Here is a 17,750-nt window from a genome sequence, read left to right as displayed (position 1 = left end):
CTAGAGTTGAAAATACCGGTACTTAATTAACAGTCTCTATCTTAAACACATTTCAATTAAATTATAACCTCTAAATCTAAAAAATTAAAGCAGCCAGGTTAAATAAAAGATAAATGATGATAATTATCTTAGCAGTCAGGGCCAGATAATGGGAAAAAGACTTCTCATTTTGATCGTTTTCGGTTCTATTTGACTCATCTTCTTTCTGCTCAGCTTTTATATTTAGAGAAGACACAAGGTCTTGAGCCTGCGCATAATCTTCTTCTGCTACATATAATTCTATATTAAAAGCAGAAAAACCCATATAGAGCATGCTGTAATCACCAAATTCATCATGACGAACAATTACTTCAATATTATTATCTTTAAGCAGAGATTCTATCATTTCTGCTTCTCTAACTCCGGTAGTAATTAGATGTTTTAATCTGAAATCAGCCATAGGACAGGCTCCTCACTTTACTTTCTGATTTTTGTTCCTGGACAGATAAAGGAATTACTGATTCGATATTCATACTTTATAGTTAAGTTCCTAAAATCATATATAATTATATCACATAAGTAATAAGATAAAAAAATAGCCGGGGAAAAATTCCCGGCTCAGTCACTTAAATTCTTTATTTAAATGCTTTTTCCTGCATTTAGTATATTATGCAATTATTAATAATTTATTTTTTTCTGCCATGATTAAGCCTCCATCAAATTTTTAGCTTTTAGTATTTCTTTTAAATCAGCAATAGCCTTTTCTGTCTCATCTTTATTATATACTTTAACTTTTCTTTCAATTTTTTGAGGTACAACAATATTTTCAACCCAGGTTGGAGAACCCTTAAATCCAACCTCTTTGAGCTGAAGCTGATCTTTTATTGCTTCAAGATCAAATTTTTTCACTTCAATTTTTCTGGCTCTCATCTTATCTTTAAATGAGGGCAGTCGAGGATCATTAAGATCCTTAGTTACTGTAAGCAGCAGCGGATAATTAAAAACTTTCTTATAATTAGCTTCCCAGAGAGAAGTAGTAACAGTAATCGCATTTTCGGAGACTGAAGTTATATCACTTACATAAGCCGCATGATTGATATCTAAAAACTCTGCAGTTTGAGGACCAACTTGAGCAGTATCACCATCAACACTCATCTCACCGGCAATAATTAAATCAAAATCAACCAATTTTCCTGCGGCTGCAGCCAGAACACCTGAAGTTGCAATTGTATCAGCACCTGCAAAATTATTATCAGTTAATAAGAAAACATTATCTGCTCCCCTTGCCGCCTCTTTCAAAGCAGATTCTGCTCTTTGGGGACCCATGCTTATAGCTGTGACTGAGCCACCTAATTTTCTTTTAATCAGCTTATAAAAAACTGGTAAGATCAGCATCGGTATTCCTAAATAACCTAAAAAACCATATCCTCTGGCAACTAAAGGAATTAAACCAAAACGGGCAATAGACCAGGTAATCAGTACAAAAATAATTGAAGCAATTATTGAATGACTGCGGCCAGTATTATCATTTGTCCACCAGGAAATAATTCTCTTTACTCCTCCAAAAACAAAATTTACTACTGTAGATATTACTCCAATAATAATTGCAATTCCTATATAAGTGGCAAATTCGCGTACCAGTTTAGCCCCAAAAATTGTCAGCAGAAATATAACAACTGCTATAGCAATAGTATTTGCCAGATAAGGTGTTCCAATTGCTGATTTGATAGTACTTCCCCCAGTGGCAAAGGCAACTGCTGTTGCGATACCCATTGTTAATACAAAAATAATTTCATATAAGTTTGAGAAAATCTTTTCATATTCAAAAATCACTTATAAATTTAAAGGAAATATTTCACCATTGTCTAATTATATAAAAAGGAAGAGGTGATAATTTGTCACACAAAACAGCGAAATCAGCATATAAAAGTCTTGAAGAAAGATTGAATCAATTTCCACAGGGAGCACCACCATCTGAAACTTTATACAAAATCTTATCAATACTTTTCAGTGAAAAAGAAGCTAAAATAGTTGCCCAACTGCCAATCAAACCTTTTACGGTTGATAAAGCAGCTAAGATTTTAAAGATGGACAAAGTAAAAACAGAAAATATTCTGGATGAACTTGCCGGAAGAGCAATCCTTCTTGATTCTAAGGATCAGGGAGTCAAAAAATATGTACTGCCACCTCCAATGGCAGGTTTTTTCGAATTTTCAATGATGAGAACCAGGCAGGATATTAATCAGGAACTGCTGGCAGAATTATATCATCAATATTTAAATGTTGAAGAAGATTTTATTAAGGATCTGTTTTTAGCCAGTGAGACCAAACTTGGAAGGATCTATGTTAATGAAGAAGTACTATCGAAAGATAATATGGTTCATATTCTGGATTTTGAAAAAGCAAGTCATATCATAGAAAGTGCTGATGATATAGGAATCAGTACCTGTTACTGCAGACATAAAATGCACCATCTGGACAAAGCCTGTGATGCTCCACTTGATATCTGTATGACTTTTAATAATACTGCTGATTCTTTAATCAGACATGATCATGCACACCGGGTTGACAGTTCCGAATGTTTAGATCTTCTCCATCAGGCCTATGAGCACGGACTAGTACAGTGTGGAGAAAACGTAAGGGAGAGTCCTACCTTTATCTGCAACTGCTGCGGCTGCTGCTGTGAAGCTCTGCTGGCTGCAAAAAAGTTTGGAAACTTACATCCGGTTCAGACCACTCATTATCTGCCTCAGATTAATTATAAAAGCTGTATTGACTGCGGCAAATGTATTGAAGCCTGTCCGATCGATGCAATTTCCAGAGAGGATGAGAAAGTAGTGATCGATGAGGATGTTTGCCTGGGCTGTGGTGTCTGTGTTAGATCCTGTCCTAATAGTTCTCTCAGCCTTCAGCGGCGAGAGCAGGAAATTATAACACCTGTTAATTCAATTCATCGGACAGTTATGATGGCAATTGAAAGAGGTAAACTGGCCAATCTTATTTTTGAGAATCAGGCCTTCGGCAGCCACCGGGCTATGGCGGCTGTTGTTTCTGCCATCTTAAAGTTGCCACCTATTAAACAGGCAATGGCCAGCAAACAAATGAAATCAAGATATTTAGAAAAGATAATTAAAAAATTAGCTTAATTATTAACTGTTCAGATCAAGACTTAAATTTAAACTTAAAAATAAAAGGCATGTATTGCTATGAAAAATAACAGACATGCCTTTTATTGCCTTATTGTTTAGTGATTTCAATCTACCAACCAATTAATTCACCAAATAATTCTCCAAGTTCTGTTGGAGATTCTTCCATCCCTTTTTCAATCCATTTATCTAAAGTACTCCACAGAGCACCAGCATAAAACTTAGGAGCATATTCAGCAGAATGTTTACTAAGACCTAAGCAGCTAAATGCCGAAAAAGCTTTATCAAGTTCCTCTATATATTTTTCAAATCCTTTTAATAAAATCAATAAATCATTCTTCTTTAGTAAAAGTACAAAATCTAAGTGTTTAGCCCACAACTTAAAATATACTTCTGCAATGGTAATCTCCGAATAATCATTCATCTGTAGATATCTTTGAATATGATTTTCTATTATTTGATTGATATAAGATTCCAAAACTTCTTCTTTATTTCTAAGTTGACAAAATCTATCAATATTAGTATACTAAAAAACACTTGATTACACAAATGTGTAATATTTTTCTAAAATAATAATATATAATAGGAGTGATTTTTTAAATGATGAAAGTAGATAAAGAAAAATGTATTGGTTGTGGTAAGTGTCTTGATGATTGCTTAGTAAATGATATCCTAATGGTCGAGGGAAAAGCTAAAATAAAAAATAAGATTTGTATCAACTGCGGTCATTGTATTGCCATTTGCCCTATAAATGCAGTATCAACTACTGAATATAATATGGATGAAGTAAAAGAATATAATGAAGAAAAATTTTCGATTCCCGCAGATAATCTTCTGAATTTCATTAAATTTAGAAGAACTATTCGGCAATTCAAAAAAAAGAAAGTAGAAAATAATAAAATTATGAAAATTATAGAAGCAGGCCGTTTTACTCCAACTGGAAGCAATCAACAGGATGTTTCTTTTACAGTAGTTAAAGATAAAATTAGTGAATTTAGAGAACTGATATTAAAAAATCTAAATGAAAAAGGTAAATCAATACTTAGTAATTTAGGACCGGAAACAATGCAGTTTAAGAAATATGCTGAAATATGGACACAAATGTATCAAGAATATCAAAACGAATCTGTACATAATGATCGCTTATTTTTTGAGGCTCCACTTGTAATTGTGGTTTCAGCAAATTCTACTGTCAATGGTTCTTTAGCTTCTTCAAATATGGAATTAATGGCTAATGCGTTAGATTTAGGAGTATTATTTAGTGGTTTCACTTTAAGAGGAGCAAAAGACAAAGAAGAAGTTAGAGAATTTCTAAATATTAAAGAAACTAAGGAAATAGTAACTGCGCTGGTTATAGGCTATCCTGATGTCAAATATTCTAGAACAGTTCCCAGAAAAGAAGCAGATATTAGCTGGAATTAATAAATTTTTCTAGCATTAAAAACCCCTTTCTGATAGAACAGATTTTTATAATTTAATCTGCCTATTAGAAAGGGGGACATATCATCTATCCGGTTTTATTTATTTACTATTTTAATATTTTTAGAAGCCTTATAACCAAAAACAATAAATTCGATTTCTGCTGATCCCGTTTTTCTGGGAGTTAAAACACCGTTTTCATTAATTTTCAAAATTTCTGGTTTAAGTGATCTAAATTCTCCTTCTAAAGCTGTCATTTTAAAAGCACTGTCAAAAGTAAGTACAGGATTAATTCTTTCTTTTACACCCTTAAGAGTTATTTTTTCACTGCCAATTAATTCAATTTCTTTAACTTCTCCAGTGTCACCATAAAAATAAAGTAAGGGGCAGTGGACTCGAGCCGCCCAGGCTGTTTCGCTGTGAATAGCCTCAGGAACCTGATAATAGATTAAATCCAGTTTTAAATTATTTTTTAAATACTTTAGTTCATAAATTACATCTTCTGTAAAAGACATAAACTTACCCTCAGCCTCACCGGTATCCAGCCAGATTTGGGAGTTTAAGCTTTGATAATCATAGGAATTAATTTTTTCCAGGGGAGAACTCTTTCCCCACCAGAGAGAAGGTGACATTACTGCCAGTTTTGAGAACAAATCTGATCTTCTTAAACCTATATTAAAAGTAACCAGACCTCCCATTGAAGACCCCATTAAACCTGTGTTTTCTGACCCTTCTTTAATTCTATATTCTTCTGCTATAAAAGGCATCAATTCTCTGATTAAAAACTTTTCGTAATCAAAACCGCGCCCTTTAATTTTTTCACCCTTAAAAAATCCATCCTGATGAGCATATTCACTTAATCTCTCTTCTTCCATATTATCCACAGCCACAATTATGATTTCTTCTATCAAATTTTCTCTGATTAACTGTTCTGTCACCTGATGGAGATTCCAGGATTCGCCTGAATAAGATTTTTTGCCTTCAAAAACATTCTGGCCATCGTGGACATATAAAACTGGATAATACTTATTCTTTTCAGTCGAATAAGAAGGAGGTAAATAAATTCTAATCTTTCTTTTGTTTTTTAATACCTCAGAATAAAAGTCTTTTATGATTTTAATATCTATCTTTTCTTTTAGCATTCATAAACTCCTCTGTCAGCAATTATCAACTATTTTTTCAGCATTTAATAACCCTATTAATTTAGATTAAGTTAAATAATACCACTCTCTTTAAGTTTCCCCAAAAAGTAAGGCATCTGCTCTCTCCAGCCTGTCCAGTCATGATCAACATCATAACCCCAGTAGTCAAACCAGGCAGGAATATTTTTTTCTGCCAGAACTGTGTCCAATAGTCTGGTATCTCTTAAAGTATCTTCTTCCCACCTGCCCTGACCGGCACAGATAATCAGCTTGTTGTTCCGATAGTGGTTTAAATACCATTCATCTTCCAGTTCTTTTACGTAATCAACCGGAGAATTCAAATAGATTTCTGTATCCATATAGCCTCCAGTAAAAAATCTGGCATCATAAATACCACTTAATGCCACAGCTGTATCAAAAACATCTGGATGCTTAAAGTAAAAATTAACTGCATGATAGGCACCCATACTGCAACCACTGCTAATTAATCCACCCTGCCAGTCAGAGTGATATTTGATAAAAGGCAGCAGCTCATCAACAATATACCGATCATAGTTGTTATGGATTACTGCTTTATCATGTGAATGCAGATTAAAATCAAGCCAGGAATTAGAATCAACACTGCTGGCTGCATAGACTGTTATCTCAACATTTTCTATAAAGGGCCAGATGGCATCAATCATACCAAAGTCTTCATATTCATGAAAACTGCCTCCAGATGAAGGAAAGACAAGCATTGGTTTACCTGCATGTCCATAAATTTTAAAAGGCATTTCTCTATTTAAATTTGAACTATAAAAATTTCTGTATTCTACTTTCATAATATTACCTACTTTCTTCTTTAACTATCATTATACTTTTTCTACCGCATATTGAACAGCTTCTTTACCCTGCTCAAGCTTCTCAGTTCTTAAAATTATACCATAATCTCCAATTGCTGGAGCTAAGATAGGAGAAATAGCTTCATGTAAAACTATATATTCACCATAATTATATATAATATCTTTTAGAGAATGCTTATAATTGATAAAGTTTTTGCGGCCGACATAAAAACAGTTGTATTTTCTGCTTATATCCTGATCAAAACTGCCGTGAGCAATCAATTTAGCATAACCTCTATAGATATTTATATCATTAGCATAATTAAACATATCAAGGGTCAAGCCTCCGGGAGGCCTCACATTGACTTCCAGAGCAACAATTCTTCCATCATCAAGCTTAAAATATTCAAAGTGAAAAAATCTTTCTTTAAGCTCAAATGCTTCAGCTGTTTTCATTCCGACTTCTACTATATCTTCTGGCAGCTCTCTTGGTATATAGTAATACATATCAAGTCCTTCATTAACAGTTTCCATTATTCCACCTTTGTAAGTCATTGAGGATGAGAAAACAATATTTCCCTCTCCATCTGTCAGACCATCAAAGGTGTAGATTTTACCCTCAATATATTCTTCCATTATATAATCAAGGTCTAATTTACTTTCAATAAAATCTACTAACTGCTCATGGTTGTTGATTTTATAGGTATCAACTGCTCCAACTCCATTATCTGGTTTAACAACAACAGGATAATCAACTTCTGCAATAAATTCTTCTGCTTCTTCCAGATTATCAATAACCTTACCGCGGGCTGTGTTTAAACCAGCCTGATTAAAGACCTCTTTCATCTTTGATTTATATTTCATAGGTTCAATTTCATCGATTTTTAAACCTTCAACATTAAAATCAGTTCTTAAGCGTGCATCAGTTTCCAACCAGTGTTCGTTATGAGATTCAATGCGATCAATTTTTCCATATTTATGGGTGAAATATCCACAGGCTTTAAGCAGCTGAGAATAGTCCTCCATATCATCAACTCTGTAATATTCTGTTAGTGAATCCTTAAGTTCAGTTCTCAATTCCTCATATGCTAAATCACCAACACCAAGTACATTGACACCAGCCTTATTAAGTTCCACACAAAAATTATAGAAATTGTTTGGAAAATAAGGTGATAAAAATATAAAATTCATAAAATCATTCCTTTCTTTACTCTTCTACTCTACTTCTCATTTTCAAATTCATAATTATTCTTAATAATATATACATAAGTTTATCATTAGAATATTAATTTGTAAACTTTTTGAATATTATATAAGGTGTTTAAAGCATAGTGTGAAATAATTTGGTAAATTAATTTCAAGAAAATAAGCAAATAAAAGTTTGACATATGTTCAGAATTAATTATATAGTAATATTGATATAGTAAGATATAAATAGATAATTTTGGGGGAATTAAAATGTTGAGTTTTAAACAGGCAATAATACCTGTGATTACAATGGTCTTCTTAATCCTGCTCTCTGTATTATTCTGGGAAGCACCAATACAGATTGCTCTATTTTTTGAAATAATGATAATTATATCTTTAGCTCTAATATGGGGATATAAGTGGCAGGAAATTGAAGAAATGCTCTTTTCGAGTTTTAGAAATATAGGTAATGTTATTCTAATCTTATTTTTACTTGGTATGATGATCGGTCTCTGGATAGCTGTAGGTACAGTACCAACAGTGATCTTTTATGGACTGCAGACAATTAGTCCTCAATACTTTTTTATTCTTTCATTTATTTCAACATCTCTGGTTTCAATGGCAGTTGGAACTGCTGTCGGAACTGCAAGTACAATTGGACTTGCTTTAATCAGTATCGCTCAAACAATGGGTCTTAGTCTGCCTTTAGCTGCAGGAGCAATCATTTCCGGCTCCTATGTGGGAGACAGAATGTCACCGGTCTCTTCTATTGCAATTATCACAGCTCACAGTTCTGAAGCAAACCTGATGGATATGATTTACCATATGTTTAAAACAGCTATTATACCATATTTACTTACTGCTTTAGGCTTTCTCTTTCTTGGTTTAAGTAATTTTTCCAGTACTACAAATATAGGTGATTTAGAATTATTAAGTCAAATGCTGAACGAACACTTTCAGATCTCTTTCTGGCTGCTTTTACCACCAATATTAATAATTGTACTGGCAGTCTTAAAAGTACCCACTATCATCAATATTGCTTTAAATATTCTTTTTTCATTATTAATAGGGATCTATTTTACAGAAAGAGGCTGGTCAGAACTTTTAAATATTATGTTTAGAGGTTTCAGTAATAGAACAGGAATAGATTTTATAGATAATATTCTGGCTCGTGGTGGTTTAACGAGTATGCTGGAGCTTATTTCTTTAATAATTTTTGCTGTGCTTTTAGGTGGACTTTTAGAAAAAATGGGTGTTTTAAACAGCCTCTTAAAACCATTTCTGCACCTGATCAAGAAAAAAATGCATCTGATTTCTGTTACTATTATTTCCGGTATTCTTGCTGCTGGCTTAGGCTGCAATCAATTTCTGGGGGTATTTTTACCGGCAAAAATGCTGGGTAAAAACTATGATCAGATGAATATAGAAAGAAAAGTAATGGCAAGAGCACTTGGAGATTCCGGCCTTATTTTTTCACCCTTAATCCCCTGGAATGTTAATGCCTTAATGATGACAGCCGTCTTAGGAGTCAGTACAATAGAATATTTTACCTTTGCCTTTTTTCCACTGCTGATGCCTTTATCTAATCTTTTAACAAGCTATTTCGAGGAGAGAAAATAATTCTTTGCTCTGATAATATTTTTTATCTTTATTTAGCGCTAAAATACTGATAAAATCTTTCAAAATTTGAAAGATTTTATCTGGCCTGAATGATGGTTATCAATTATTAAAGTCTCAACCTTACTGCTTAAAAAAACTATGTTTTCTGCTGCCTCTGTTGCCATTTTATGATCTAAATGCGAAAGATAAATTGGAGGTCCACTCGCAATTGCAATATCCGGTTTTAATCTGATATACTTTTTCAGATAACTTATTAGCTGCTTCACCAATAATTTCTATATTTCTCAATACCGCATCAATTGTTAGATTATCAACTTTTTGAGATGTATATTTTCTAATACTTCTTCTTTCAAAAATTTCTTCCATTTATTATCATAACTCCTAACCTTTAATCATTTAATTATTGTCAGATTTACTCTGACCGAGCAAACCAAAGCTTAATTTATAAAGAAAATAATCAAAGCTGTTACCCGATAGATTACCGAAATTAATCATTCTAACCGCCAGATTTATTATTTCAAATTTCTGTTCTCCATATTCAGCCTTAACTTTATCCTTCATCTTTTGGTCAGGTTGTCCTTTCTTTTCTGTCCAGTGCTGGGCATAGACTAAAGCTAATACTTCTGATTCAGGACAGTCATTTAGATCTCCCATGAGCAGAGAATTCAGTTCCTGATTACTGATACCTGCCTTTAAAGCGAGTCTTGAATGATAATAGGAGCAGTAGCGGCAGCCGTTAACCTCAGTCACCGCCATCATCAATCTCTGCCTGAACTCAACCTCAATTATCTCTCCCTCTTCTAATTTTGTAATTCTATCTCTATTTTTAAATATAAATTTTAGTTCATTTATAAATTCTTTAAAACTACTAAAAGTTCTCTTTTTAAAATTCTCCATATTTTAACCTCAACTTATATATTATATATTTTTAAAACTGTTTACCATCAGATATTAATTAAAATTAATGCAATAACTGTCATTAGAATTGAAGCCCATTCTTTAGATTTTAATTTTTCTCCAAAAAAGAGATAACCGGCAGCAGCAAAATAATTGGCTGAGGTAATTATATATCTGTATAAATCATTTGATTCACTAAATTTAAAAATTAAAGCTATTGAAGAACTGCATAAGACTGCTAAAAGTAAATAAATCAAAGACTACACTTCCTTTGCTGGATAATTAATTGTATTATAAGTTCTATTTGTTATTTAATAATGATAAATAGTCTGCAGAAAGCTGATCTGTCAGATAAATATCTTCTGCAGTTTTATAAAAATTCTGTCCTTCGTGAAAAGCTCTCAGAGCTTCTATATTAAAAATCACCGGCTGATTTGTTCTCCTTCGGGCCACTTTTTTTGCCTCTTTGACACCAACACTTAAGTGGACATAATTTCTGCCCATTGGCTTGATCCCTGAAGCTAAAATTTTGTTTTTAACTTCAGGTGTTGTTCCGTGATAGAGATACTCAGGTGGCTTTACAGCCTCATAATCTGGATTGACTCCTTCAATACTGTGCCCGTAATTGGCTCTTATTCTTTCCTGCTCATCTAAAAAGCTGAAACGACCTTTAGCATCATTTTCTACCAGTTCCACCAGATCAGCTTTAGAGATATCCTTAAATTTCTTCTGCAGAGCAGCTAAAAGATCATCTGTTTTAACTGTAGCATCTGCAGCAAGTTTTAAATCAAAAGATTCAGGATGATGGCGTAAGATATAGGAAACTGTTTTTGAAAGTTTAATTTTATTCATTTGATTTCACCCGAATTTAATTAATATTATTATTTACTCTCATTTTTTGAAGAAAAGATTTTTAAAATAACATAAGCGATTAAAGTGAAAACAAAAAAGATCAGTAAGACTGTGGCAATACTCTGCAGTGACCCAATTAAAGTACGGTAGATTTCTAATGTCCAGCGCTCTGTAGTTAATTGAAGTACTTCCCGATTATTATATCTTGAAGTAATATATCTTTCTAAATCCCCAATCCTGACTCCACCGGAAATACCAACTACATAGATGGCAAACTTAATATATTTAAGCCAGGCTTCATTTATCGCCTCAGGTACAATTAAATTTAAAATCTTATAAATTGAGTCATTAAATAATCTGCTGACTATATAGCAGACCAAAAGAGCAACCAGGAAAGTAACTAATAATAGTAGATAAAACATGACTTCACCTCTTTTTTTATATAATTATTTATTTAATTCAAAAATTGATCAGGAATCTTATTTAAAATTTCCTGATATTTTATCATCTCAATACTTTTATTCCATAATTGGTCCTGCAGTTCCTGCTTAAAAGCTGCTTCTGTTGGTTTCTTTTTATTCTTATTGACAAAATAGCCACCACTTTCTCCTTTTACCTCATCAGAAAGTGCCAAATATACCGGAGTTACTGCTCCTTTTTCTACAGAAGAACCACCTGCTCCCCAGCCCTGACGCAGCAGCTTAGTATTGATAACTCCTGGATGAAGGCAGTTAACTGTGATTCCATTTACTATTCTATCTAACTTAAAGGTAAATAAAATCATTGCCAGTTTAGAATCAGAATAAGCCTGACTGCCGTTGAAATTAATAGGGTCCCAGATTTTATCTGTATCTAAATTATGAGCATGAACCATAGAGGAAAAATTAATTATCCGTGGATCATCTGACTTTTCTAATAAAGGTAATAAAAGTAGGGTTAAGACAAAATGGGAATGATAATTAACTGCTATAGTTTTTTCGATCTTATCTTCACTAAATTCAAGCTGATTTTGATATATCCCTGCATTATTAATCAAAACATCAATTTTATCCTCTTCTTCTTTCAGTTGAGTACTTAAATCTAAAACCTGCTGCTGGGACTCCAGATCAGCAATAGCTATTTTGTGCTCAACCTCAGAATTAATTTTATTTAGCTCTTCTTTAACCTTCCAGGCTTTGTTTTCACTGCGGCCGTGGATGATAATCCTGTGGCCCTTTTCAGCTAACTCTTTTGCTGTTTCTCTACCAATTCCATCAGTTGCACCAGTAACTAAAATAGTTTTCATCTAAAATCACCTCACTATATTAATATTAACTCAAACATCTCCATTTTCAATCAATAACTCTGCCGTTAGACCATTACCTTTAATTAAATTACCGCTAAAAGTTCCATCATAGATCTTTCCACAGCCACAGGAAGGACTCCTCTGCTGTAAAATAGCCTTTTCAGCTTCCAAGATTCTGGCAATTTTTAAAGTTTTTTCTGCTCCCAGTTGAAATTCAGCTGTCACACCTTTACCACTTTCAGTCACAACTCTTTTGTGTCCCTGCTGATCAACAATAATTTCCGAGGGATCTCTGGGAGTATCAAGTCCTCCTAAAACTTCAGGACAGACTGGAATAGCTTTACCTGCTTTAACTAACTCTGCTACTTTATTATTTAGATTGTTTTTGCCATCATAACGACAGTTAATTCCTGCCAGACAGGAACTTACTATATACATTTGATCACCTTCCCTATTAAATAGTAAGCAATCTTCCATTAATTCTTAACCATTCTTTTTTCTCTTCATAATCAGGAATAGTTTCAGCTACAGTCTGCCAGAAGTCTTTTGAATGATTGGGATGAATTAAATGCACCAGTTCATGTACCACTAAGTACTCGATCACTTTTTGAGGTGCCATTATAATTTTCCAGTTGAAATTAAGATTTTTCTTGCCGCTACAGCTGCCCCAGCGTTTTTTCTGTTTTTTGATGACTATCTTATTAGGTTCAACATCTAAGTACTTTTTATGAATATTAATCAGTTCATTTATTTTTGTTTTAGCCTGACTGCGGTACCAGCTGATCAACTTCCCTCTAATTTCTGTTTTCCTTTTTTCCTTATTATCTTCAAGTTCAACCGGAAATCTAATTATCAACGTCTCCTCTACTAATTCAATCTCCAGACTCTTAATATTAGCTTCAGCAATGGGTATTAACTTATATTCTTTGCCCAGAAAATAAAGGGTTTCTCCACTGATAAATTCTTTATCTTTAGGAGAAGCTTTAATCTCTGACATTTTAGCAAGTTTTTCTAAAATCCAGTTTTCTTTTTCTTTAAGTAAATTTTTTATATTTCTGATTGAAGTTCTTTTAGGAGACCTAACAATCAATTCCTGATCTGCATTAACTATTATCCCGATTGTTTTTCTGCTGCTGCGAATAATTTCAAATTCAATTTCCTGATTTTTAAATTTTATTTTCTCCATTTCAACACCCTAATGATATCTCGATTATTTCCTTTATCCTTAATCGGCTGCAGGGAAAAATCGTATTCCTCAATCCACTTTTTTAAATGGACCATAGCTGCAGTACAATTAGTACCCAGCCGGTCAAAAACTGCTGAAAGCGGCTTTTTGCCCAGGGTTTCATAAATATGGACATCAGTTTCTCTATAAGCCAGGGGATTATATATTTCCTTTTCCGGCCTTCTAAATTCTTCAGCACTGCCGTTTATAAATTCTTTAAACTTTTTTGGAAATCTAAGTGGAGCATCAACTCCGATAACTATCTCATAGTCACAAAGATCTAAATTATCTCCCTCTGTTACTTTTTCAATGATATAATCTAAAGAAAAAATTGAAGCAGCAGGTATCTTTAACTCAACTGATTTTCCAAGCCACTTAAAATCATTTTCTTTTTTATTCCAGTGGATAATAGAAAAGCCGTGGTTATTTCCCATCCAGCCTCCTACATCCCAGCCGATTGCTAAAAGACTATTTTTATTCATGGATTAATAATTACTCCTTTTCTACTTTAACTATACCACTGCCATCAAGCTGATAATAACAGCTTTCAGCACAGTCTCTACAGAACACTTCATTATTTTTTTTAACAGCTTTGGCAGCCATTAATTTTTCTCCACACTTGCTGCAGTGCTGGTCAGCAAAAATAGAGGCATAATCTGGTACTTCAATATCAACATCTTCTTCAATCTTAAAGTATCTATCAACATCTTCTTCGATTATCTCAAAAGCTATCTTCTGCCAGAGTTCCTTCATTTTTTCCTGTTCTTTTTTGCTACCTTTTCTTTCTGCAATAACTTTTTTAAATAATTTAGCTGCATCTGGATATTCTCTGCTGATAAAATCAGAATCTTTGAGATAATATCTAAGATTTTTGTCCTCTTCCTTTCGGTTAATAAATGTCACCGCAGTTTTCCCAAAATCGCGATAAATAAGAGCATTATTACCAAAGGTGGTACCGGCAGTATATTGAATTCCATCACTAAAACAGCTGTTAGTTTCCACTACTGCAAGCAGATCTTCCATTCCATCATTTTCTGCATCAAAGCGTTTGAGTACATCTGCTGAAGCGAGCACACCCAGAGCAAGATAAGGACAGTAATGTCCATGCAGTTCACCTGCTTTAAGCAGTAGGTCTTGCCTATTTTGATATTTAAGCAATTTATTAATTCGATAGCGAGGTGTTTCTTTTTGTAATGAAAGTGTAGGTTGATCCATAAATGAGGCATATGGTTTGATATCAATAACAGGAGTTCCATCTATTGCATCAAGCCCATAAACATGAAGCTTAGAGCCCTCTCTTTTCAGTAATTCGACTGTAGTAATTCCAATCGGACTGGGTCTGCGGGGACTTCTGGATGTAAATAGTCCTCTCTCCGGCCCTTTTCTCCTTTTACTGATTAGATCATATCCTTCTGATTTGTGAAAATAAAAAACAATCTGCAGATATTCGTAATCTTCTATCTGATCAAGTCCATCTATATATTCTGCTTCAATTTCAATAATACTTTTACTTTTTCTCATCTCATCAGGGCCAACAGGTTCTTTATATTTGCTTCTGACTTCTCCTATTTTATTTATTTCCATTTTCATCTCCTTAATCTACATTTATTTAAGTTTCTCTTTAACTGAATTAATTTTTTTATCCATTGCTGCTTCTTTATCACGTCGATCATCTATTTTTAGATTAGTTGTAACTCTAAAAGCACCACTCTCAAAAGGAACTTCGTGCATTTTCTTTGTAATTTCAAAAATATCATCAAGTTCTCCCTCCAGGATGGTTCCCATTGGAGTCAGTTTATATTTAACCTTATTCTGATTTTTTAAAACCTCATGACATCCAGCAACATAACTGCTTAAACTTGTACTTTCTGTACCCAGGGGGACAACTGTTAATTCTGCAATAACCATTATTAACCCTCCTTATATTCTTTAGTTTTCCTTAGCATTCTCAGAACAGATTCCTCACTAACATATTTTTCGACCTCATTTAACTGAAGCCACTTTAGATTGACAGACTCCCTGCTTTTTTCTAATTCTTCTTTACTATCTGCCTCTAATAGATATCTAATATCATAATGAAAATGCTCAGCCTGATTATTATTTGCGGGTATTAGATGATGATCAATATCAAAAATATTATTATACAAAAATGAAAGAGATTCTAAACCTGATTCCTCTCTGGCCTCTCTTAAGGCAGCTTCCTTAACAGTTTCGTCTGCTTCAAGATGGCCTCCGAGCTGAATCCACTTATTTAAAGAAAGATGCTGGTGTAACAAAACTTTATTCCGTTCATTATTTACTATCCAGGCTGAAGCAGTTAGATGGCCTGCAGAATTTTCTCTACCAATGTTTTTCTGATTGTTGAGAATAAAGTGTATAATTTTCTTTTTCGATTTCTTTTCAGATATACTTTGGGCTTGATATTCTTTTAACTTATCTAATATTTTCTGATAATAATTCATTAAATCTAGTCCTCCAATTTTATTCTTTCTGCTTTAAAGTGATTATAACACAAGCTCAGTCTAGCTACTGAGATACTCATCTTCTTTTAAATCCTGCAGATAAACGTGATCGTGCTCCTTTTTTAATCCTTCATATTTTTCTCTGGCTTCCTGATGACAGTGATCACAGACCAGTTTAGGAATAGAAACAGCCATAACCTGACTGCTGCTAAACCGACTTTTAGCTGCCTTTGATTCAATAATTGGATAGCCCTGACAGTCAGGACAAACTCTAACTTTTTCGGTCTGGCTTTCATTGATCCCTGCTGTGTCATAAAAGATGTTTTTTTCTCTGCTGTAAAATTTAGAAAAATCACCATAGACTTCTTTTAGATCTCTGCTTTCTCTACTTTCCCAGATCTTCTTTAACTGAGCCACAGTCTCCTTTATCTCAGAGGTCAGACTCGGATCTTCTTTTAAAAGGTCTGGATCATAATCAGGTTCCTCTACAAAACTGTAATCAAGTCCGGCCACAGCCAGTATTAAACCAACATTGATATAGGGAAGTGCACTTTCTATTGAATAACCTCCCTGCAGTATAGATAGATCTGGATCCAATAGCTCATTCATTTCTGCATAACCCCTGGCTGAAATATTCATATTGGTCAGGGGATCAAAGTAATGATTGTCCTGTCCTGCTGCATTAATAACTAAATCAGGCTGAAAATCATTTAAAACTGGTAATACAAAATCATTAATCACATAGAGCAGACCCTGATCAAATGTTCCTGGAGGTAGTGGTATATTTAAAGTTCTGGCATAGGCTGTCGGTCCTCCAAATTCATTGACAAAACCTGAGCCGGGAAAGAGAGTTCCGCCATCCTGATGCAGAGAAATATGAAGCACATTGGGGTCATGAACAACCCTGTGGGCGTGGTGGCCCGGTGGTCGAACAAGCGCAAAACCTTTATCAACAATTCCTTCTAAAACTAGGTCTGCCGCTTTGACAGCTCCTCCTGCAGAAATTTTATGAGGTTCAGAGGCCACACTGTCAACATCTGGTACACAGATATGAGCCCTTTTAATCTCTCTGTCTGTCACAATTTCAGGATTATATTCTACTATTCCTTCAATATCCAGGGCAATTCCTGTTTCAGAACTTTGATTTAAAAGCAGGCTGCCCATAATACTGGCTGCAGGACCGGAGTTAACTGTTTCAATTGGAATTTTTCGTGAGTTTTCTAAAGCAGCAGTTCCTCCATCAGATTTAAGCAGATAAAGTTCAGCCTCTATATCCCTCTCCTTAAGAGAAGTTTCGATAGAATTTATAAAATTTTGATGAACACTGCTGACTGCAGTATTGTAATAGGCTGTTAATATTCGTCGGTGATAATTTAAATTACCTGATATTTGATGGCCTAAAGTTATCTTCTCCTCTTTAAACCGGGCCAGACCATCTTTAATTTTTTGAGCAGAAACTGACTTTACTTCCTTACCTCTGTGGTCTATCGATCCTTCTAAAATTAAATTTTCTTCCCCATATTTTAAATGTTTGGGATTAAGGCCTGGACCTGGAATTAATACCAATCCCACTGATCCTTTATTTTACTACTTATCAATCCTGTAATTTTTTTTCCTGCAATATAATTATATAATTAATCCCGGCATTATAAGTGCCGGGATTTATATTTAAATAAATGCTTTTCACTTTCATCCATTTTAAAAATTAATGTTA

General features: G+C 33.8%; 22 protein-coding genes. 3 read left to right on the top strand and 19 right to left on the bottom strand.

From position 1 onward, the window contains the following. Nucleotides 1–76 precede the first annotated feature (76 nt). On the bottom strand, nucleotides 77–439 hold the full coding sequence (locus DFR79_RS06875; protein ID WP_133514765.1) for a DUF2007 domain-containing protein: 363 nt from the start codon (nucleotides 437–439) through the stop codon (nucleotides 77–79). A 245-nt stretch (nucleotides 440–684) separates the two neighbouring features. Further along, on the bottom strand, nucleotides 685–1,752 hold the full coding sequence (locus DFR79_RS16320; RefSeq protein WP_243727729.1) for an electron transfer flavoprotein subunit beta/FixA family protein: 1,068 nt from the start codon (nucleotides 1,750–1,752) through the stop codon (nucleotides 685–687). Between the two features lie 122 nt (nucleotides 1,753–1,874). Between DFR79_RS16320 and DFR79_RS06865 the strand changes: the two genes are divergently transcribed. Then, nucleotides 1,875–3,125: a 4Fe-4S dicluster domain-containing protein gene (locus DFR79_RS06865; RefSeq protein ID WP_133514764.1), complete on the top strand. Its 1,251-nt coding sequence runs from the start codon at nucleotides 1,875–1,877 to the stop codon at nucleotides 3,123–3,125. Nucleotides 3,126–3,237: 112 nt separating this feature from the next. On the opposite strand, the gene DFR79_RS06860 is transcribed toward DFR79_RS06865, so the two are convergent. Next, a complete protein-coding gene (locus DFR79_RS06860) occupies nucleotides 3,238–3,549 on the bottom strand; it encodes a TetR-like C-terminal domain-containing protein (protein WP_133514763.1) in 312 nt (103 codons plus the stop codon). Nucleotides 3,550–3,725: 176 nt separating this feature from the next. Here DFR79_RS06860 and DFR79_RS06855 point away from each other — a divergent pair, with 176 nt between their 5' ends. After that, entirely contained in the window at nucleotides 3,726–4,547 is an 822-nt protein-coding gene (locus DFR79_RS06855) for a nitroreductase family protein (RefSeq protein WP_133514762.1), read from the top strand. Nucleotides 4,548–4,642: 95 nt separating this feature from the next. Here the strand turns inward: DFR79_RS06855 and DFR79_RS06850 are convergent, their stop codons facing one another. From DFR79_RS06850 to DFR79_RS06840, 3 genes are all read right to left on the bottom strand, one after another. Beyond that, the gene (locus DFR79_RS06850; RefSeq protein ID WP_133514761.1) at nucleotides 4,643–5,686 is read right to left on the bottom strand and encodes an alpha/beta hydrolase; all 1,044 of its coding nucleotides are present in this window, start codon (nucleotides 5,684–5,686) and stop codon (nucleotides 4,643–4,645) included. 71 nt (nucleotides 5,687–5,757) lie between these two features. Beyond that, nucleotides 5,758–6,507 carry an esterase family protein gene (locus tag DFR79_RS06845; protein WP_133514760.1) on the bottom strand — a complete coding sequence of 250 codons (750 nt, stop codon included), beginning with the start codon at nucleotides 6,505–6,507 and terminating at the stop codon, nucleotides 5,758–5,760. 30 nt (nucleotides 6,508–6,537) lie between these two features. Beyond that, nucleotides 6,538–7,698 carry an ATP-grasp domain-containing protein gene (locus DFR79_RS06840; RefSeq protein WP_133514759.1) on the bottom strand — a complete coding sequence of 387 codons (1,161 nt, stop codon included), beginning with the start codon at nucleotides 7,696–7,698 and terminating at the stop codon, nucleotides 6,538–6,540. A gap of 267 nt (nucleotides 7,699–7,965) precedes the next feature. Here DFR79_RS06840 and DFR79_RS06835 point away from each other — a divergent pair, with 267 nt between their 5' ends. Further along, nucleotides 7,966–9,315, top strand: a complete 1,350-nt coding sequence (locus tag DFR79_RS06835; protein WP_133514758.1) for a Na+/H+ antiporter NhaC family protein — start codon at nucleotides 7,966–7,968, stop codon at nucleotides 9,313–9,315. Nucleotides 9,316–9,480: 165 nt separating this feature from the next. Here DFR79_RS06835 and DFR79_RS06830 read toward each other — a convergent pair whose 3' ends face one another. From DFR79_RS06830 to DFR79_RS06770, 13 genes are read right to left on the bottom strand one after another with little or no spacing between them, the layout of a single operon-like run. Beyond that, nucleotides 9,481–9,681, bottom strand: a complete 201-nt coding sequence (locus DFR79_RS06830; protein ID WP_133514757.1) for a HepT-like ribonuclease domain-containing protein — start codon at nucleotides 9,679–9,681, stop codon at nucleotides 9,481–9,483. 30 nt (nucleotides 9,682–9,711) lie between these two features. Beyond that, on the bottom strand, nucleotides 9,712–10,212 hold the full coding sequence (locus tag DFR79_RS06825) for a carboxymuconolactone decarboxylase family protein (RefSeq protein ID WP_133514756.1): 501 nt from the start codon (nucleotides 10,210–10,212) through the stop codon (nucleotides 9,712–9,714). A gap of 47 nt (nucleotides 10,213–10,259) precedes the next feature. Beyond that, nucleotides 10,260–10,469: a hypothetical protein gene (locus tag DFR79_RS06820; protein ID WP_133514755.1), complete on the bottom strand. Its 210-nt coding sequence runs from the start codon at nucleotides 10,467–10,469 to the stop codon at nucleotides 10,260–10,262. Nucleotides 10,470–10,512: 43 nt separating this feature from the next. After that, entirely contained in the window at nucleotides 10,513–11,064 is a 552-nt protein-coding gene (locus DFR79_RS06815; protein ID WP_133514754.1) for an RNA 2'-phosphotransferase, read from the bottom strand. A 29-nt stretch (nucleotides 11,065–11,093) separates the two neighbouring features. Beyond that, a complete protein-coding gene (locus DFR79_RS06810; RefSeq protein WP_133514753.1) occupies nucleotides 11,094–11,486 on the bottom strand; it encodes a hypothetical protein in 393 nt (130 codons plus the stop codon). A gap of 32 nt (nucleotides 11,487–11,518) precedes the next feature. Next, nucleotides 11,519–12,349: an SDR family NAD(P)-dependent oxidoreductase gene (locus DFR79_RS06805; RefSeq protein ID WP_133514752.1), complete on the bottom strand. Its 831-nt coding sequence runs from the start codon at nucleotides 12,347–12,349 to the stop codon at nucleotides 11,519–11,521. A 30-nt stretch (nucleotides 12,350–12,379) separates the two neighbouring features. Further along, nucleotides 12,380–12,787, bottom strand: coding sequence for a DUF523 domain-containing protein (locus DFR79_RS06800; protein WP_133514751.1), 408 nt, complete (start codon nucleotides 12,785–12,787; stop codon nucleotides 12,380–12,382). A 16-nt stretch (nucleotides 12,788–12,803) separates the two neighbouring features. Further along, nucleotides 12,804–13,535 carry a M48 family metallopeptidase gene (locus DFR79_RS06795; protein WP_133514750.1) on the bottom strand — a complete coding sequence of 244 codons (732 nt, stop codon included), beginning with the start codon at nucleotides 13,533–13,535 and terminating at the stop codon, nucleotides 12,804–12,806. Further along, complete coding sequence (locus DFR79_RS06790; protein ID WP_133514749.1) at nucleotides 13,523–14,056, bottom strand: hypothetical protein; 534 nt, start codon at nucleotides 14,054–14,056, stop codon at nucleotides 13,523–13,525. The genes DFR79_RS06795 and DFR79_RS06790 overlap by 13 nt, the downstream gene beginning before the upstream one ends. Before the next feature lie 10 nt (nucleotides 14,057–14,066). Next, the gene (gene tsaA / locus DFR79_RS06785; RefSeq protein ID WP_133514748.1) at nucleotides 14,067–15,158 is read right to left on the bottom strand and encodes a tRNA (N6-threonylcarbamoyladenosine(37)-N6)-methyltransferase TrmO; all 1,092 of its coding nucleotides are present in this window, start codon (nucleotides 15,156–15,158) and stop codon (nucleotides 14,067–14,069) included. Between the two features lie 21 nt (nucleotides 15,159–15,179). After that, a complete protein-coding gene (locus DFR79_RS06780) occupies nucleotides 15,180–15,482 on the bottom strand; it encodes an MTH1187 family thiamine-binding protein (RefSeq protein ID WP_133514747.1) in 303 nt (100 codons plus the stop codon). A 2-nt stretch (nucleotides 15,483–15,484) separates the two neighbouring features. Beyond that, a complete protein-coding gene (locus tag DFR79_RS06775) occupies nucleotides 15,485–16,036 on the bottom strand; it encodes an NUDIX hydrolase (protein WP_133514746.1) in 552 nt (183 codons plus the stop codon). 60 nt (nucleotides 16,037–16,096) lie between these two features. Further along, a complete protein-coding gene (locus DFR79_RS06770) occupies nucleotides 16,097–17,602 on the bottom strand; it encodes a hydantoinase/oxoprolinase family protein (protein WP_133514745.1) in 1,506 nt (501 codons plus the stop codon). Nucleotides 17,603–17,750: the final 148 nt, after the last annotated feature.

Origin of the sequence: Halanaerobium saccharolyticum, from assembly GCF_004362045.1 — a bacterium.
Classification (GTDB): Bacteria; Bacillota; Halanaerobiia; order Halanaerobiales; family Halanaerobiaceae; genus Halanaerobium; species Halanaerobium saccharolyticum_C.
This window is presented reverse-complemented; position numbering and strand designations above follow the sequence as displayed.

What these genes read in the sequence shown, in the direction of transcription:
- DFR79_RS06875 (WP_133514765.1), bottom strand. Translation starts at nt 439, where the DNA reads ATGGCTGATTTCAGATTAAAACATCTAATTACTACCGGAGTTAGAGAA.
- DFR79_RS16320 (WP_243727729.1), bottom strand. Translation starts at nt 1,752, where the DNA reads ATGGGTATCGCAACAGCAGTTGCCTTTGCCACTGGGGGAAGTACTATC.
- DFR79_RS06860 (WP_133514763.1), bottom strand. Translation starts at nt 3,549, where the DNA reads ATGAATGATTATTCGGAGATTACCATTGCAGAAGTATATTTTAAGTTG.
- DFR79_RS06855 (WP_133514762.1), top strand. Translation starts at nt 3,726, where the DNA reads ATGATGAAAGTAGATAAAGAAAAATGTATTGGTTGTGGTAAGTGTCTT.
- DFR79_RS06850 (WP_133514761.1), bottom strand. Translation starts at nt 5,686, where the DNA reads ATGCTAAAAGAAAAGATAGATATTAAAATCATAAAAGACTTTTATTCT.
- DFR79_RS06845 (WP_133514760.1), bottom strand. Translation starts at nt 6,507, where the DNA reads ATGAAAGTAGAATACAGAAATTTTTATAGTTCAAATTTAAATAGAGAA.
- DFR79_RS06840 (WP_133514759.1), bottom strand. Translation starts at nt 7,698, where the DNA reads ATGAATTTTATATTTTTATCACCTTATTTTCCAAACAATTTCTATAAT.
- DFR79_RS06835 (WP_133514758.1), top strand. Translation starts at nt 7,966, where the DNA reads ATGTTGAGTTTTAAACAGGCAATAATACCTGTGATTACAATGGTCTTC.
- DFR79_RS06830 (WP_133514757.1), bottom strand. Translation starts at nt 9,681, where the DNA reads ATGGAAGAAATTTTTGAAAGAAGAAGTATTAGAAAATATACATCTCAA.
- DFR79_RS06825 (WP_133514756.1), bottom strand. Translation starts at nt 10,212, where the DNA reads ATGGAGAATTTTAAAAAGAGAACTTTTAGTAGTTTTAAAGAATTTATA.
- DFR79_RS06815 (WP_133514754.1), bottom strand. Translation starts at nt 11,064, where the DNA reads ATGAATAAAATTAAACTTTCAAAAACAGTTTCCTATATCTTACGCCAT.
- DFR79_RS06810 (WP_133514753.1), bottom strand. Translation starts at nt 11,486, where the DNA reads ATGTTTTATCTACTATTATTAGTTACTTTCCTGGTTGCTCTTTTGGTC.
- DFR79_RS06805 (WP_133514752.1), bottom strand. Translation starts at nt 12,349, where the DNA reads ATGAAAACTATTTTAGTTACTGGTGCAACTGATGGAATTGGTAGAGAA.
- DFR79_RS06800 (WP_133514751.1), bottom strand. Translation starts at nt 12,787, where the DNA reads ATGTATATAGTAAGTTCCTGTCTGGCAGGAATTAACTGTCGTTATGAT.
- DFR79_RS06795 (WP_133514750.1), bottom strand. Translation starts at nt 13,535, where the DNA reads ATGGAGAAAATAAAATTTAAAAATCAGGAAATTGAATTTGAAATTATT.
- DFR79_RS06790 (WP_133514749.1), bottom strand. Translation starts at nt 14,056, where the DNA reads ATGAATAAAAATAGTCTTTTAGCAATCGGCTGGGATGTAGGAGGCTGG.
- tsaA (WP_133514748.1), bottom strand. Translation starts at nt 15,158, where the DNA reads ATGGAAATAAATAAAATAGGAGAAGTCAGAAGCAAATATAAAGAACCT.
- DFR79_RS06780 (WP_133514747.1), bottom strand. Translation starts at nt 15,482, where the DNA reads ATGGTTATTGCAGAATTAACAGTTGTCCCCCTGGGTACAGAAAGTACA.
- DFR79_RS06775 (WP_133514746.1), bottom strand. Translation starts at nt 16,036, where the DNA reads ATGAATTATTATCAGAAAATATTAGATAAGTTAAAAGAATATCAAGCC.